We start from the raw sequence: 16,016 nt of genomic DNA on the forward strand, positions 1-16,016 counted from the left end.
CTCGTGATCGACGACATCATGGAACCGTCGACGATCTACTGGAAGGACGGCTCGGGCAACTACGCGCCGCAGACCTCCTTCTACGACCAGAACCGCTCGCCGGTCACGTTCGACCAGATCGCAACCGTCATGTACGACGCGATCCTCTCGAGCGAAGACCCGCGGTACTACGACCACGGCGGGGTGGATCTCATCGGCACGACACGCGCCGTGCTCTCCAACCTGGAGGGCGGCGGCAACACGCAGGGCGGATCGACGATCAGCCAGCAGTACGTCAAGAACATCCTCATCCAGCGTTGCGAGTGGAACGCGCAGAGCGAGGACGAGCGGCAGTCGTGCTTCCTGCAGGCGACGGACTCCTCGGGCTCGAGCGGTATCGAGCGCAAGCTCCAGGAGATGCGCTACGCCATCGGACTCGAGCAGAAGTACTCGAAGAACGACATCCTGCTCGGGTATCTGAACATCGCCAACTTCGGCGGAATCACGTACGGCATCGACGCCGCCGCCCGCTACTACTTCGGTGTTCCCGCCGCCAACCTCAACCTCAGCCAGGCGGCGACCCTCGCGGGCATCGTGCAGAATCCGAACACGTACCGCATCGATCAGCCCGATCGCGAGACGAACGGCGCGGCGGACGGCTACGCGCTGACCAAGAAGCGACAGACGTACGTACTCGACCGTATGCTCGACGACGGCAAGATCACGCAGGAGCAGCACGACGCCGCCGTTGCGGAGCCCATCACTCCGCAGATCACGCAGCCCACCTCGGGCTGCGCGTCGACCGGCGCACCGTACTTCTGCCAGTACGTCGTCTCCGTCGTGAAGAACGACCCCGCCTTCGGCGCCACCGCCGAAGACCGCGCGATGGCGCTTCGCCGCGGCGGCCTGCAGATCTACACGACGCTCGACCCGTCGCTGCAGAACACCGCGAACGTCAGCATGCGCGACAACGCGCCCGCATCGATCTCCGGCATCCAGTTCGCCGCATCCACGGTGAGCATCGAGGCGCAGTCCGGCCGCGTGCTGGCGATCGGACAGAACACGAACTTCTCCGAAGAGGCCAACGCCGGCGAGGGCTACAGCTCGCTCGTGTACGCGGGAGACTCGACGTTCGGAAACTCCGAGGGCTTCGAAGCGGGATCGACGTTCAAGCTCTTCACCCTCGTCGACTGGCTCGAGCAGGGGCGGTCCGTGAACGAGGTGCTGGATGGCCGGATGCGGGTGTTCAAGAACTTCACGAACTCGTGCACGGGCAACATCGCCAACAACACGCCGATCAACAACTTCGGCAAGGTGGGCGGCAGCGTGAACACGCCGATGGCCTTCACCGCGCAGTCGCTGAACACCGGTTACCTCGCGATGGCCGAGCAGCTGGACATGTGCGACATCGCGAAGACCGCCAAGAAGATGGGCGTGACCTTCGGCAACGGGTCGGACATCACGATGCAGTACCCCGCCGAGGTCATCGGCGTCGACAAGGTGTCGCCCATGGCCATGGCGGGCGCCTACGCCACCATCGCGAACAACGGCGTCTACTGCCAGCCCCGCGTCATCGATCGCGTCACCGACACCTCGGGCAATGAGCTCAAGGCTCCTGAGCGCACCTGTGAGCAGGTGATCTCCCCCGAGGTCGCCGCGACGGCAGCCTACGCGCTCCGAGGCGTCATGAACGGCGGCACCGGTGGGGCCGCGAACCCGAACGACGGCACGCAGCTGATCGGTAAGACCGGTACGCACGAGGCGCTGCAGACCTGGATGATCGAGGGAAGCACCCGCGTCGTGAACGCCGCACTGGTCGGTACGGTCTCCGGCGAGAACGACATGTTCGGTCGCGGCCTGCAGAACATCCGCTACACCCTCGCGAAGAACCTGCAGCGCGCCGCGGACCAGCTCTATCCGGCCGACGGGTTCCCGGCGCCGGATCCCAACCTGACCAAGCGCGTGCTGAAGGATCTGCCCAACGTGGTGGGCCAGACCGTCGAACAGGCCCAGGCGACGCTGGAGGCGGCCGGCTTCCAGGTGACCGTGGGCGACCCGGTCGACTCCGACCAGCCGACGAACATCGTCGCTGCGCAGAGCCCCGGTGCCGGGCAGGTCGCGGGCGGCACGACCGTCACGATCAGCCCCAGCAACGGTCAGGGGGCGACCGTCCCAGCCGTCAGCGGCAAGGTGCAGGACGCGCAGAAGACGCTCCAGGATGCGGGATTCACCTCCATCGCGCTGGGAACCTGTACCCCAGATGACAAGCTGCCCGACAACGAGAGTCGCGCGACGGGCACCAATCCTGCCGCCGGCACCGCCGTCAACCGCGGTTCGCAGATTCTGATCAACTACTCCAAGAAGCTCGTCGACCGGCAGTCCGAGCCGCACCGCCCTCACCGCTGTCGCAGCGGTGGGGGCGGTCGGCGTGGGCGCTGCGATCTGGGGCATCGGCGTCGAGCGGTACCTGTTCACGCTGCGCGAGCACACCCTGCCGATCCTGCCCGCGGGCTCCCGAGAGCTGCGCGTGCTGCATCTGTCGGACGCCCACATGGCGCCGTGGCAGCAGCGCAAGCAGGAGTGGATCGCACGTCTGGCCGAACTCGCACCCGACCTCGTCGTGAACACGGGCGACAACCTCGGTCATGCGGAGGGACTCGCCGGCATCCGTCACGCCTTCGCCGGCCTGCGGGGCGTGCCCGGCGTGTACGTGCACGGCTCCAACGATCTGTACGCGCCGTCTCCCCGTAACCCGCTGCGCTACTTCACGGGGCCGTCGAAGGCGCACCGGTCGGCCGAGGCGCTCGACACGGGCGCCCTCGACCGCTTCCTCACCGACGAACTGGGCTGGCACGCGCTCGACAACACCGCGGCGACCCTGGAAGTGGCGGGTCTGCGCGTCGATGCCTTCGGCGTGAACGACGCCCATCGGCACTGGGACGACACCGCCGCCCTCATCCCGAAGCGCGCCGAACAGCGCGCCACGGGCGAGGCCGACCTCGTGCTGGGCGTGACACACGCGCCGTACCGGCGGGTGCTCGATTCCTTCATCGATCTCGACGCCGATCTGTTGCTGGCCGGGCACACCCACGGCGGTCAGGTCCGCGTCCCCTTCTCCCCCAAGGCGCTCGTCGCCAATTGCGATATCCCGCTCGATCAGGCACGAGGACTGAGCACCTGGGCCGACGGCGGACGCCGTGTCCCCCTGAACGTCAGCGCCGGCATCGGCCACTCGATCTTCGCGCCGGTGCGCTTCGGCTGCCGCCCCGAGGCATCGCTGTTGACCCTGGTCCCCGCGTCCTGACGGAGCGGATCCGGTTCTCCACATCCGGATGCGGCGCGCGCGCCGTCCCCATTCACCGGCTTCCGCCGATGCCAGGAGCCGGCACCGTCCGAGCATCGGGACATGAAACGCGTGCTCGCCGCCCTTCTCGTCCTCGCCGCTGCTGTCGTCGCCGCTGTCGTGTCGATCATGCCTGCGTCCGCCGCATCGCCCGGAACCGGGTTCGGAGAGTGGGCGAGCTCCACCCGCTACGGGTGGCACGGGTCGATGGCGATCAACGGCATGCACACCTACTGCATCTTCCCGGGGCGTCCGCTGCCCACCGGTGACAGCGTCGACAACGGGCTGAGCCCGAGTGCCGCGGGCCTCGATCCGCAGCGACTCACGGCCATCAACATGCTCGTCTCGACCTACGGGCAGACCGGCGACCCGGTGCAGGCCGCTGCCGTCGCCTGGGCGGTCAAGGCGATCGCCAACTGGAACGAATCACTGCACCACTTCGGCTACCCCGGTGACACCTTGCAGGGCGCGATCGACTGGGTGTTCCGCCATGTCGCGCCCGAGCACAACGGCGCGGTGCAGAACCTCGCAGCCGCGTACTACGCCGAGGCGATGGCGCTGCCCGCCGGACAGATGACGGCCACGGGGTCGCTGCAGTTCGCGACGGATGCTGCCTCTCCCCTGCGGGGCACCGTCACCGCGGTCGCCGACGCCCCGGGCGCGCGGGGGCGGATCACGCTGCAGAACGCCGTGTTCGCCGACACCGGCGCGGCCACACGCGATGATGCCGCAATCGGTGTGGCGTACGACATCGTCGCGGCCGCTCCCGCCGGTGGGACCCGCTTCCGCGTTTCCGGCGAGGGACAGTTCGTCGGCGGGTTCCTGCCCCTCGTTCGACACTTCACCACGCCGGGCGGCCAGGACACGGCAGGTCCGGGCGGCCGTCTCGAGTTCCCGCTCGCGGGCGCCGACGAGCACGAGCGCGACACGACGTTCGACCCGGTCGTCACGACACAGGTGGTGTCGCGGTACGTCCCCGGCGGCTCCTACGTCGACGACGTGACGTTCGCCAGCGCCCGCGGAGCGTGGGGACGTACAGGGGACGGCGGCTACCTTCCGGTCACGGCGACCGCGACGCTGTACCGGACCGAGACGGAGCCGCAGCTCACGGACACTCCCCCCGCGGACGCGGAGGAGGTCGCCGCGCTCGAGGCGACGACCGATCCCGCCATCGGACCGACGGCCCCGTACCGAGTCGAGTCCGCCGAGCCGCTGCCCGGTCCCGGCTTCTACACCGCCGTCTGGCGCATCGAACGGTCCCGGCAGAGCGACGAGACCGCCGCGGCGCTCACCGCGGACTACACCTGGCAGGAACACTTCGGGGTGCAGAGCCAGATCACGATGGTTCCGCAGGTGTCATCGAAAGCCGATGCCCTCGTGGCGGTCGGCGACCGGATGTCCGACGAGGTCATCGTGGCGGCGCCCCTACCCGCGTCGGGTGTTCTCGTGACCGCATCCGTGTTCCGCGTTCCCGACGGCATTGCGGCGACGGATGCCTGCACGGCGGAGAATCTCATCTGGCAGGGACCCGAGGATCCGGTGCGCGTGGCGGAGCCCGGCTCGGTGCGCGTCACCGGGCCCGTCGTCCCCGACTTCGGCACGTACGTGTGGCGTGAACGCGCCACCGACATGGAGGGCCGGCTCATTCACGAGGGCGCGTGCGGCATCGAGAGTGAGACGACGCGTGCTCCCCTGCCCACGGTGTCGACGCGAGCGGTCAGCACCGTGGGACTCGGCGGCGCGGCGGTCGACACGGCTGTGGTCGAGGGCCTCGTCCCCACCTCGGGCACCACGTGGGTGAGCTTCGAGGTCTTCCAGGCTCCCGAGGGCGTCGCTCCCGCAGAAGCGTGCACGACCGAGACGCGTGTCGCAGACACCGCCGCTTCTCCCGTCGCCGTGACCGCCGCAGGCGAGTACGCCTCGCCCGCGGTGCGCCTCCACGGTGCCGGCGTTCACTACTGGATCGAATCGCTCTGGCACACGCCGGAGGGTGGCGAGGCTCGTCTGCTCGCTCGCGGATCGTGTGGGTTGGCCGAGGAGACCACGGTGGTCGAGCGGCCTGCCGTCACCACCCGCGCGACCGAACACGTGGGCGTCGGTGATCCGTTCGTCGACCGGGCCACCGTCACGGGGCTGGGCGAGGGCGTGGACGCACAGCTGGTGTTCTCGGTGTTCCACAACGAGCCCGGCATCGAGCCGCGCTGCGATGCGGAGACGCTCGAGCATCGGACGGCTCCGGTGACGGTCTCCGGATCCGGCGAGTACGTCTCTCCCGACGTCGTCTCGGATGAGGCCGGGACCAAGCTCTGGATCGCCGAGCTCGCCTACCGGCCCACGCCGGGCGCGGAGCTCGTCGTGCTGCACACGGGTGCCTGCGGGGAGGAGGGCGAGACGACCTTCGTCGACATGCTGGCGCTGAGCGGCGGACCCTCGATGCGCACGGTCGCGGGACTCGGCGTGGGCGCGCTCGCACTCGGATTCGCGGCCGCATCCATCCTCGCGTGGCGACGACACCGCGAGCAGCGTCGATGACGCGCCTGCGATTCGGGGAATCGGTCGGGCTGGGGTAGACTCGAACGGTTGCCACGGGGTGTGGCGCAGCTTGGTAGCGCGCTTCGTTCGGGACGAAGAGGCCGCAGGTTCAAATCCTGTCACCCCGACCATTTGAAGGATGTTCACAGCTCTGAACGAAGAAGTCGTCTGAAGAACCAAGGCAAGAGAACCCTCCGCAGAATCGCGGAGGGTTCTCTTCGTTGGGATCAGAGCATCCTGGTCTTGCCTCGGTTTGCCGGAACGATTGGTTGAGAGGATGTGGCTGCTTCGTTTGCAGGATCCGCAGGGCAGGCGAGTGGGTCGGCGTCGCACGACTCGGTCGCCGCGATAGCAGTGACCGCCAGTCGTCGATCCGGGTCGAGATTGCCCAAGATGGCGTACGAGATGTCGGCCAACCGTTGCACACCGCCAGGTTCGAGGGCGCTGAGGATCATCTCCCTGACCGCGCTCTCGAAGCTCGGGCGGCTACTCATGTAAGCGCGCTCCCCCGCTTCCGTCAGCAGAGCATTGGTGGCACGTCCGTCCTCTTCACACGGAGCCCGCTTCACCAGGCCCTTCTTTTCGAGCCCAGTTACGACGCGCGACAGCCGAGGGAGCGTTGCATTAGTTCGAGCGGCCAGCGCTGTGAGCCGAAGTCGATTGCTGTCTGCCTCGTGAAGCGCTTCCAACAACGAGAACTCGAACGATGTGAGTCCGGCATCAGCGAGGTATCTGTCCAAGGCGGTGGGAAGAAGCTCCAGCAGCGCTCGCAGACGCGCGACGGCCACACGTTCGTCATGTGTCAGAGCCTCCATAGCACTCGATCGTACAGGTTGTAGATACAAGCGAATGTTGTAAGGTTGTACCTACAACGAACTCAGGCGATCATCCGCCTGAGTACCTCGATCGAAAGAGAGCACGAGTCATGTCGACCTTCACCATCATCGGAACCGGCAGCATGGGCAACGCTATTGGCGGTCTGCTGGCAGCTGGCGGACACGACGTGACGCACGTGACGCACGAAAAGCTCGCGTCCGCGGCCATCGATGCCGAGGTGGTGATCTTGGCCGTGCCGTACAGCGCCATCGACGACATCATCGCGAAGGCTGGCAATCAGTTCGCCGGCAAGATCGTCGTGGACATCAGCAACCCGCTGAACTTTGAGACCTTCGACTCTCTCCTGGTGCCGGCCGACAGCTCGGCCGCCGCAGAGCTGCAGACGAAGCTCCCCAACAGCTCCGTCGTCAAGGCGTTCAACACCAACTTCGCGGCGACCCTCGCCACCAAGCAGGTGGGCAGCGTGCCGACTACCGTACTGATCGCCGGTGATGATTCCGACGCGAAGACGATGCTGTCCGCTGCCATCTCCGACGGCGGAGCCACGGCCATTGACGCAGGCACTCTCGGTCGTGCGCGCGAGCTCGAAGCTATCGGCTTCCTGCAGCTCACCCTCGCCATCGGCGAGAAGGTGTCCTGGACGGGCGGGTTCGCGGTTATCCGCTGATTTCCCCACGCCCGAGCACGGGAGAGCCTTCATGACAGTCGAGACCGACGGCCGCGTCCTCCATCCTGATACGACGATGGGCGCGGTGACACTTCGCGTTGCCGACCTCGAAGTGATGTCCGGCTACTACTCCACAGCCCTGTCGATGGAACCGATCGACGAACGCTCTCGGGGCCGCGAAGTTCATCGCGTGCTCGGGCGAGACCTCACCCCGCTGGTGCGGCTCATTCACACACCAGACCTACCCGTCCCTCATCGAGGCGAGGCGGGTCTGTTCCACACCGCCTTCCTCCTCGAGGATCCCAGCAGCCTGGCGGGGACGGTGTATCGTGCCGCCCAGCATCCGCTGAGCCGCTTCACGGGCTCGAGTGACCACCATGTCAGTGAGGCGTTCTACTTCACCGATCCCGAAGGAAACGGCCTCGAGCTGTACACCGACCGTGACCGCTCTCGATGGATACGGCACGGAGACGAGATCTGGATGACGACGGAGTACCTCGACCCAAACGAGTATCTCCGCACCCACCTCGGTCGAGCGGGCTCAGATGCAGGCGCCCTCCCGGCAACGCGAGTCGGCCACGTCCATCTCCAGGTTGGCGACGTCGGACGCGCCCAAGCTTTCTATGTGGATGCGTTGGGATTCGGCTTGACCCAATCCGGCGTTCCAGGCGCCGTTTTCGCCTCTGCCGGCGGATACCACCATCACGTGGCAATGAATGTGTGGAACAGCGCCGGCGCGGGGCCTCGCGCCGCGGCCCTTGGGCTGGGAGAGGTAGCAGTCACGGTACCGACAGCTGGAGAGCTTCAGGCGCTTGGTGACCGCTTACGGGACAGGTCGATCCCGTTCGTTGCAGATGGACGTTCCATATCCCTGACCGACCCATGGGACACCACCGTGACGATCGCACTCCCGGACGACACCGTAGACGAACTACTGTCTCGATAACCCTCGTGATTCTCGAAAGGTCCATCCATGTCTGATCTGCCGCTGCCGGAGGCCGCGCTCGCTTTCCTCCGCAAGCCGAACCCCGCCGTCATGGCCACGGTGTCAAAGAGAGGAGTCCCCGCTTCCGTCGCCACGTGGTACCTCATTGATGACGACGGCCATGTCCTCTTGTGCATGAACGCGGATCGCGCCCGACTCAAGCACCTGCAGAGTAATGGCCATGTCGCACTCACTGCGTTCGCGGCCGACGACTTTGGATCCCACCTGTCGATTCAAGGGCACGTCGTGTCCATCGAACCGGACGAGGAATTCGCGGACATCGACCGACTCTCCCGCCACTACCTCGGCAACGACTACCCCGCCAAGGACAGCCCCCTCGTCACCGTGCGCGTCGCGATTGACCGCTGGTTCGGCTGGTCCGGTGGGCAACGCCGAGAGTATTAGCTCGAGCCCGTTCCATGGGGCGAGTCCATCGAGAGGGGCGCCAGCACCCCGGCGCTCGTCGCGCGAAGAGCGATAGGTGCAATAAACCACCGCCCCCTTCTCCCGTAGCGCTCAGCGTTGGGAAGGAGGGGGCGGTGGTTTCGCTACAGCACGAGCGCCCGAGCGCGGGCTCTCGATTCAGACCTCGATCGTCTCGCCAACGGCGAGGGACGAGATCTGCGCGCCGCCGGGCCCGTCCGGGCCGAGGAAGTACAGCGCGTACTCACGCCCCACCTCGCTGAGTTCGACCTCGTGGATCTGGAACGCTCGAGTTGGCGCGACCGCACGAATGTAGTCGATGGCTTTCTCCATCGATGTCCACGGCCCGCTCGTCGGCATCAGGAGCGTTTCGATGTGAACCCCCGGCAGCTGCATAGAGTCACCGGGGTGGAAGACCCTGCCATCGAAGAGGTATCCCACATTCGGCAGCGGGGGCAGATCGGGATGAAGTACAGCGTGAGCGCCACCGAACGTCGAGATCTCGAGCGTTCCGACGGCGAATGTCTCGCCCGGGCCGACAACCGTGAATCGGTTGGTCAGATCACCATCCACGAGTTCCGCCAGACCTGCTGGCCCGTAGACATGCAGGCGCGGATTCTTCGCCAGTGCCAGGCGCACGACCTCGACATCGAAGTGATCGAAGTGTTCGTGGGTCACGAGCGCAGCCGTGGCCTCATCCAAGAGGGCAGCGGTCTCAGGGGCGACCGTACCGGGGTCCGTGACGACCGAAACGCCGTCCTTCTCAATGCGCATCGTGGCGTGGTCGTACTTAGTAAGCCTCATAGAGCGAGCGTAGCTCTCAGGAGACGCTGTGAGCCAGATCGTATACACATCCGTCTCCGATCGTATACATCCCGGTAACACCAGCCGGCACGGAGAAGATGCCCAGCCGAGCCTCTTGAGGCCCTGCGCTCCGATAAACAGCGAATTTTCCTGCCGGAAACACATCCGAATCGAGATCGTAAGGCTCAGGGTCTTGGGTATGACTCACGTCCCCAGCATCCGGGTCGTATACGACCAAGGTCGTTGTGAACTCTTCCTGAGGACGTAACTCGGATCGAAATCAAAGCTGCTTCCCTTCTGATCTGCTCTCTCCGCCCTGCTCCGTCCTTCCCACCAAAGGAACACATCGATGAGAACTCTCCCCCGCGCCGTGCTCGTAGCCGGCGTCGCGATCGCGGCGCTCAGCCTCGCCGGATGCATCTCCAGCGCCCCTCAAGGCGGAACAGCATCCGCCTCAGACTCGGACAGCATCCTGATCGGGGCTGCTGTCGCCGAGACCGGGTTCATGTCCATCGCGGATACGCCGGCGCTCAACGCGCTGCGGCTCGCCGTTGACGATCTCAACGCCTCCGGCGGTATCGACGGGAAGCCGGTCGATCTGCGCGTGATCGACACGGGGTCCGACCTCGACAAGTACGCACCCGCCGCACAGCAGCTGGTGGACGCCGGGGCCAAGGCGATCATCCTCACCTGCGACTACGACGTCTCAAGCCCCGGAGCGCTCGTGGCAGATCAAGCCGGGGTTCTGAACCTATCGCCCTGTGTCGGCGACACGATCTGGGGTCCGAAGGGCGGGCTGAACCTCGGGTTCTCGCTCGGAAACGCCACCCCAGGCGAAGGCGCCGTCATGTCGGAGTTCTCCTACGACAAGGGCTGGCGTAACGCAGTATTCCTCACAGACACCACCCTCAAGTACACCCAGAGCGAGTGCCGGTTCGCGAAGGAGCGCTTCGCGGAACTCGGCGGGACCTCCGTGGGGGACTACGACTACGTCCAAGGCGACTCAATACGCGAGATCGTCTCCAAGATCTCCGGCGGCCCCACCCCCGACGTCATCTTCAACTGCGGATACAACCCCGGCGGGGCTCAGGTCGCCAAGGACCTACGCGACGGCGGGATCTCGGCACCCATCATCTCCGGCTTCGGAATGGACGGGACGTTCTGGCTCGGCTCCAACCCCGGGCTCAGCGACTACTACATCGTCACGTACGCCTCGATCACCGGAGACGACCCGAATCCGACCGTCAACGACTTGGTCGATCGCTTCGAAACGGCATACGGCGAGCCCCCGACCACTTCCAGCTTCATCGCGGGGCCCTCGACCCTGGATGCGATCGTGAAGGCGCACGAGATTGCGCAGAGCTGGGATGGGAAAGCCCTTGCAGACGCGATGCTCACGTTCAAGGATGTCGATCTGCCCATCGGGCCGACCACCTTCACCAGTGATGTGCACGTTGGTGTCGACCGTCCGCAGGCAGTTCTGGTCGTCGCTGACGGGACGCTCAAGTTCGTCGAGCGGCGCGCCCCTCAGAAGGTCAACCTCGATGGATGACACTCGACTCAACGACGGGGCCGGTCGCTTCGGCGATCGGCTCCAGGCCCGCGGCATCTCGCGGTCGTACCGGGGCGTGCAGGCCCTCGACACCGTTGACATCGACGTCCCGCGCGGCCGCGTGACGGGACTGATCGGCGCGAACGGCGCCGGAAAGTCGACACTCGTGAACATTCTCAGTGGCTATGACCGCCCCAACGCCGGCGCCGTTGCAATCGACGAACAACAGCTTCCGCACGACCGGGCCGACCGACGAGCCAGGCGCGGAATCGCGCGCACCTTCCAGCATGGTCACCTCTACCCACGCTTGTCCGTTCTTGAGAACGTCGAGATCGCCGCAATGGCATGCGGGTTGCGGCGACGAGCGGCGCGTGCACTCGCACTCTCGCTCCTGACAGAGCTTCAGCTCGAGGAGTGGGCGCTACATGAGGCCGACCACCTGCCGCACGGTGTCGAGCGACGGCTGGGCGTGGCGCGTGCCCTTGCCACGCGACCCTCGTGGGTGCTGTTCGACGAGCCCGCCGCAGGCTTGAATGACGGCGAGGCCGAACATTTCCGAGAGACGATGCGCGGTCTCGCCTCGCGAGGAATCGGCGTGTTGCTGATTGACCACAACATGCCATTGGTCTTTGGAAGCTGCGACCACATTTTCGTCCTCGGAGCTGGACGAAACGTCGTCGACGGTCACCCGGAAGCCATTCGTAACGACTCCCGTCTGGCCACGACTTACCTCGGTACGAGCACGCAGCTCGTGGTGAAGGGAAACGCAGCGTGACCGCGGCGGCGCAGCGCGTGCTGACGGTCGAGCGCCTCCGTGTGTCCTACCGCGGCGTTCCAGCCGTCTCCGATCTGACCTTCCATGTCGATGCGGGCGAACTGGTCGGCATCATCGGTCCGAACGGCGCCGGTAAGTCGTCGACGCTTCTGGGCCTGGTGAATGCCGTGCGATCGGAGTCGGTCTCGACAAGCTTGCAGGGAGTCGATCTTCGCCGCCTCTCTCCCGAGAGAGTCGCGCGGCACGGGTTCGCGCTCGTGCCTGAAGGACACCATATCTTCGGCAAGCTCACCGTGCGCGAGAACCTCCGGCTCGGATCCGTCGCGCGTCGAAGCCGCGACGGGCTAGCGGAGGATCTGCTTTGGGTGCACGAGCTGTTTCCCATCCTCAGTGAGTTCGCTGATCGTCCGGCGGGGTTGCTCTCCGGCGGGCAACAACAGCAGCTCGCGATCGGTCGTGCGCTGTTGGCAGCTCCGACCCTGCTGGCACTCGACGAGCCTTCACTGGGGCTGTCACCGACAGCCGTGGAGACTGTCTTCGCTGCCATCCAAAGCATCCGCGACCGCGGCACTGCAGTCCTGCTGGTCGAGCAGCGCGCTCAACAGACAGTGATGACTGCCGACCGAACACATGTGCTCGGTGAAGGGCGGATCACAATGACTCTGTCTCCCACCGACGCGGATGATTCCGCGCTCCTCATGAAGGCGTACCTCGGCTCATGATCCCGATTCTCCAATCACTCATTGATGCGACCTCGGCGGGCGCCGTTTACGCCCTGGCTGCGCTGGGCATCGGACTCGTCTTCGGTGTGCTGCGTCTGGCCAACTTCGCGAACGGTGAGATCATCACCGGCGCGGCCTACACGCTGCTCTTCTTATGGCCCATCGCATGGCCGCTGGCGCTCCTCGGCTCGGCGCTCGTCGCGGTGGCACTGTCGCTGTTCCTTGACCTCGCCGTGTTCCGCTGGATGCGTTCGCAGTCACCAGCTGCGCTTCTCATTGCCAGTTTCGGCGCGAGCATTCTGCTCCAGCGCGCGTACGAGGGCTTCTTCGGCACGAGCGTGCGCACCGGGTCCGTGGCCCCGGCGCTCACGCAGTCCGTCACGATCGGGGACCTACGCATCAACTTGCTGGCGCTCGTCTCCATCGTGCTAGCGGCAGCACTGCTGCTGGCTCTGCGTCTGTTCCTCTCCCGTACCCGTCTCGGGCTCCAGGTGCAGGCTGCCGCCGCGGACTTCCGTGTGGCTCGCATCCTGGGCATACGCTCGGGCGTCGTCATCGCGATCACCCTCGCGATGAGCGGCATCCTCGCGGCTGCAGTCGCCTTCGTCCTCACCGCGCAGTCCGGGGCAGTAAGTCCAACCTTCGGCGTCCAGGTCACCGTGTTCGGGCTGATCGGTGCCGTCATCGGCGGGCTCGACAAGGTCGGCGGCGCCGTCATCGGCGGATTCGGCGTCGGATTCGTCCTGTCGCTGTTGACCTCGTGGTTGCCAGGCGGGCTCAGCGACTTCCGAGTCGCCTTCGTCTACCTGCTCGTCATCGTCGTTCTCGTCATCGTCCCCAACGGCATCTTCGCCGCCCGCACCGTCAAGGAGCGCACGTGACCTCCACCCGCACCTCCCGCACTACTGTCCCGAAGATCAGCGTCCCCGAGCCGGTCGTATCGCTGTGGGGTCTCGCGGTTCCGCTCGTGGTGGTTTGGCTCTTCGCCGTGGCCGCGAGCTCGTTCTCAGCAGCGGCCGCCATCGACCTCGGCTACGCACTGTCCAATCTGATCATCGTCGTTGCCATGTGGACGTTCATCGGCAACAGTGGCGTGCTCTCCTTCGGGCACATCGCCTTCGTCGCGGTGGGGGCGTGGACGATGTCTCTCCTCACCATCTCCCCCGCCGTAAAGGGCTCGATCATGCCGGACATCATCCCGGCACTAGCGGACGCATCAGCCTCCCCGCTTGTGGCACTCCTCTGCGCGGCCGTGGTGGGAGGCCTGACCGCTCTGATCAGTGGTGCTGCCATCATGCGTCTGCACGGGCTCGAGGCAGGCATCGCCACTTTCGCCTTGTTGATGCTCGTCGGTCAAGTCCTTACCTACTGGAGCGGTGTCGCCCCCAAGTCGGGGCAGTCGATGACAGGAGTACCGAAGAGCTTCGAACTCTCCACGGTGCTTCTCATCGCACTTATCGTCATCACACTGGCATGGGGATACGGGCAGAGTCGCAGCGCACGCATGCTGCGCGCCTCGCGAGAGAACATCCAGGCTGCCCCCGGTTCCGGGATCAATGTGATCCTTCATCGGATCGTCGCCTTCACTGTTTCCGGGGCGCTCGCAGGTGTGGGTGGTGCCGTCTGGGCGCAGACCAACCGTGTCGTTCAGGCGAGCCAGTTCTCCTTCGACTTCACCTTCACGACTATCGCGATGCTGGTGGTCGGCGGAATGCTGTCGCTCTGGGGTGCGGTAGTCGGCACGTTGGTGATCTCGACCCTGAATCATGTCCTTGGACTACTCGAACACGGCGTCCAGATCGGAGGAGCCATCGTGTCCCTTCCATCGGGAAGCCGCCTGGTGGTCGTCGCGGTGGTGATGGTGCTCATCATCATCATGCGGCCGCAAGGGCTGACCGGAGGGCGGGAAGCTCGATGGCCATTCCGCCCTCGAAGCCCCTTCGCACTCCGGAAGTCGACGCGCGCTCTCATCGCTGTCGGTAACTGAATCCGTTACACCCCACCTCCACCCCCCCTACTCGCCCTCTACGCGCCCACACTCTGGCGCTACAAACGACGGGAGCCGGCATGGCACTGTTCTCACACAAACCTCTCGAGTCCGTTGCTGAGGCGGAGCGTCGCGCGCGCAAGCTCCTCCCCACCGATGTGTTCAAAGCCCTGTGGGCCGGAAGCGATGGCGGTGCGACGCTGCGAGCAAACCGTGATGCATTCGAAACGGTTGGTCTCATTCCTCACGTCGGAGAGGATCTTCCCTCGAAGTTCGAGCTCTCAACGTCCTTCCTCGAGCGCAAGGTCGATCTTCCGGTGGTTATCGCACCGGCTGCTGCCCAGGCAATGCACCCGGACGGCGAGGTAGGAGTAGCGCGCGCCGCGCGGCGCGCCGGGACAGCGATCGGAGTGGCCAACTTCGCGTCAATGCCGATCGAGGACATCACCAGGGAAAACGCCGACACGTTCGCTCATGTCTACCTCGCGGGAGACCGCGACACCATCGCGGCGCGCGTGGAACGTTTTCGACAGGCGGGGGTCAAGGGTCTGATCTTCAGCATGGACCTATCCGCCTTCCGAGTCGCCCAGCAGCCGCGGGACTGGGGGTCCGTCGTCTACCCCGATGGGCTGAACCTCATGTCCTTGGTGAAGTACGCGCCGATGGCGATCGGCAACCCGCGGTGGATCTCGCGCTACATCAGGCGAGGTGCGATCCCCGGCTTGAACGCACCGAATATGGCGAGCAAGGACGGTACAGAGCCGACCTTGGTCGGCGCCCTCATGGAGTGGCTGACGCACCCGGAACCCACGTGGAAAGACATCGAGTGGCTCGCCGAGGTGTGGGGTGGCCCGCTGCTTGTGAAGGGAATCGTGCGAGCCGATGATGCACGACGAGCCGTGGACGCCGGGGCGACAGCGGTCGGCGTCTCGAACCACGGGGGCAACAACCTCGACACGACACCGTCGCCGCTGCGCTTCCTCCCTGCCGTTGTCGAGGCTGTCGGCAGCCAGGTTGATGTCACCTTCGATAGCGGTGTCCGCCGAGGCACCGACGTTGTCAAGGCACTCGCACTGGGCGCCAAGTCCGTGCTGATCGGGCGGCCCTGGTTCTACGGACTGGCAGTCGACGGAGAACGTGGCGTCTACGAGGTGCTCGAGACGTTCCGCATCGGCATCGAGCGCGCGCTGATCGGATTGGGCAAGGGCTCGATCCACGAGCTCACTCCCGACGATGTGCTGGCTCCCGAGGGATTCTTCCTCAAGTAAGTCGCCGATGTTCGACGGTCCGACCAATGTGTCGCAAACCGTCACCCGCTCACAGTTCGTATGCGATTACGGATCATGCTGCATTCTTCTCATCGAGACCATCGGAGAATCAAGCTCCAAATTCCGCGCAATCTGGGGCGAG

The 16,016-nt window shown here is 65.6% G+C and carries 13 protein-coding genes, 1 tRNA gene and 1 pseudogene; 13 read left to right on the forward strand and 2 right to left on the reverse strand.

What is annotated here, in order from left to right:
• Positions 1-18: 18 nt before the first annotated feature.
• The 4 genes and pseudogenes from AC1VNH_RS06625 to AC1VNH_RS06640 all read left to right on the forward strand — a co-directional run.
• Positions 19-2,328: pseudogene (locus tag AC1VNH_RS06625) on the forward strand (transglycosylase domain-containing protein); the annotation flags it as partial.
• Positions 2,329-2,392: 64 nt separating this feature from the next.
• A complete protein-coding gene (locus AC1VNH_RS06630; RefSeq protein ID WP_483110463.1) occupies positions 2,393-3,283 on the forward strand; it encodes a metallophosphoesterase in 891 nt (296 codons plus the stop codon).
• 102 nt (positions 3,284-3,385) lie between these two features.
• Positions 3,386-5,854: a hypothetical protein gene (locus AC1VNH_RS06635; protein ID WP_483110465.1), complete on the forward strand. Its 2,469-nt coding sequence runs from the start codon at positions 3,386-3,388 to the stop codon at positions 5,852-5,854.
• Between the two features lie 54 nt (positions 5,855-5,908).
• Positions 5,909-5,985 (forward strand) — tRNA-Pro (locus AC1VNH_RS06640).
• Between the two features lie 96 nt (positions 5,986-6,081).
• On the opposite strand, the gene AC1VNH_RS06645 is transcribed toward AC1VNH_RS06640, so the two are convergent.
• A complete protein-coding gene (locus tag AC1VNH_RS06645) occupies positions 6,082-6,669 on the reverse strand; it encodes a MarR family winged helix-turn-helix transcriptional regulator (RefSeq protein WP_483110467.1) in 588 nt (195 codons plus the stop codon).
• Between the two features lie 110 nt (positions 6,670-6,779).
• On the opposite strand from AC1VNH_RS06645, the gene AC1VNH_RS06650 reads away from it, so the two are divergent.
• Genes AC1VNH_RS06650 through AC1VNH_RS06660 form a run of 3 tightly spaced genes read left to right on the forward strand, consistent with a single transcriptional unit; the run spans position 6,780 to position 8,748 of the window.
• Positions 6,780-7,358 (forward strand): NADPH-dependent F420 reductase, encoded by a 579-nt coding sequence (locus AC1VNH_RS06650; protein ID WP_483110469.1) that lies wholly within the window; start codon positions 6,780-6,782, stop codon positions 7,356-7,358.
• Positions 7,359-7,389: 31 nt separating this feature from the next.
• Positions 7,390-8,304: a VOC family protein gene (locus tag AC1VNH_RS06655; RefSeq protein WP_483110471.1), complete on the forward strand. Its 915-nt coding sequence runs from the start codon at positions 7,390-7,392 to the stop codon at positions 8,302-8,304.
• A 27-nt stretch (positions 8,305-8,331) separates the two neighbouring features.
• Positions 8,332-8,748, forward strand: a complete 417-nt coding sequence (locus AC1VNH_RS06660) for a pyridoxamine 5'-phosphate oxidase family protein (RefSeq protein WP_483110473.1) — start codon at positions 8,332-8,334, stop codon at positions 8,746-8,748.
• 177 nt (positions 8,749-8,925) lie between these two features.
• Here the strand turns inward: AC1VNH_RS06660 and AC1VNH_RS06665 are convergent, their stop codons facing one another.
• The gene (locus tag AC1VNH_RS06665) at positions 8,926-9,570 is read right to left on the reverse strand and encodes an MBL fold metallo-hydrolase (protein WP_483112702.1); all 645 of its coding nucleotides are present in this window, start codon (positions 9,568-9,570) and stop codon (positions 8,926-8,928) included.
• Positions 9,571-9,919: 349 nt separating this feature from the next.
• Between AC1VNH_RS06665 and AC1VNH_RS06670 the strand changes: the two genes are divergently transcribed.
• The 6 genes from AC1VNH_RS06670 to mftD all read left to right on the forward strand — a co-directional run bounded on the left by AC1VNH_RS06670 (position 9,920) and on the right by mftD (position 15,874).
• A complete protein-coding gene (locus AC1VNH_RS06670; RefSeq protein WP_483110475.1) occupies positions 9,920-11,122 on the forward strand; it encodes an ABC transporter substrate-binding protein in 1,203 nt (400 codons plus the stop codon).
• Positions 11,115-11,897: an ABC transporter ATP-binding protein gene (locus tag AC1VNH_RS06675; protein WP_483110477.1), complete on the forward strand. Its 783-nt coding sequence runs from the start codon at positions 11,115-11,117 to the stop codon at positions 11,895-11,897. Before AC1VNH_RS06670 ends, AC1VNH_RS06675 begins: the two co-directional genes overlap by 8 nt.
• Positions 11,894-12,619 carry an ABC transporter ATP-binding protein gene (locus tag AC1VNH_RS06680; RefSeq protein ID WP_483110479.1) on the forward strand — a complete coding sequence of 242 codons (726 nt, stop codon included), beginning with the start codon at positions 11,894-11,896 and terminating at the stop codon, positions 12,617-12,619. The genes AC1VNH_RS06675 and AC1VNH_RS06680 overlap by 4 nt, the downstream gene beginning before the upstream one ends.
• Positions 12,616-13,500 (forward strand): branched-chain amino acid ABC transporter permease, encoded by an 885-nt coding sequence (locus tag AC1VNH_RS06685; protein WP_483110481.1) that lies wholly within the window; start codon positions 12,616-12,618, stop codon positions 13,498-13,500. Before AC1VNH_RS06680 ends, AC1VNH_RS06685 begins: the two co-directional genes overlap by 4 nt.
• Complete coding sequence (locus AC1VNH_RS06690; protein ID WP_483110483.1) at positions 13,497-14,606, forward strand: branched-chain amino acid ABC transporter permease; 1,110 nt, start codon at positions 13,497-13,499, stop codon at positions 14,604-14,606. The genes AC1VNH_RS06685 and AC1VNH_RS06690 overlap by 4 nt, the downstream gene beginning before the upstream one ends.
• Positions 14,607-14,686: 80 nt before the next feature.
• Positions 14,687-15,874, forward strand: coding sequence for a pre-mycofactocin synthase MftD (gene mftD / locus AC1VNH_RS06695; protein ID WP_483110484.1), 1,188 nt, complete (start codon positions 14,687-14,689; stop codon positions 15,872-15,874).
• Positions 15,875-16,016: the final 142 nt, after the last annotated feature.

The organism is Microbacterium sp. KU4F, assembly GCF_056868075.1.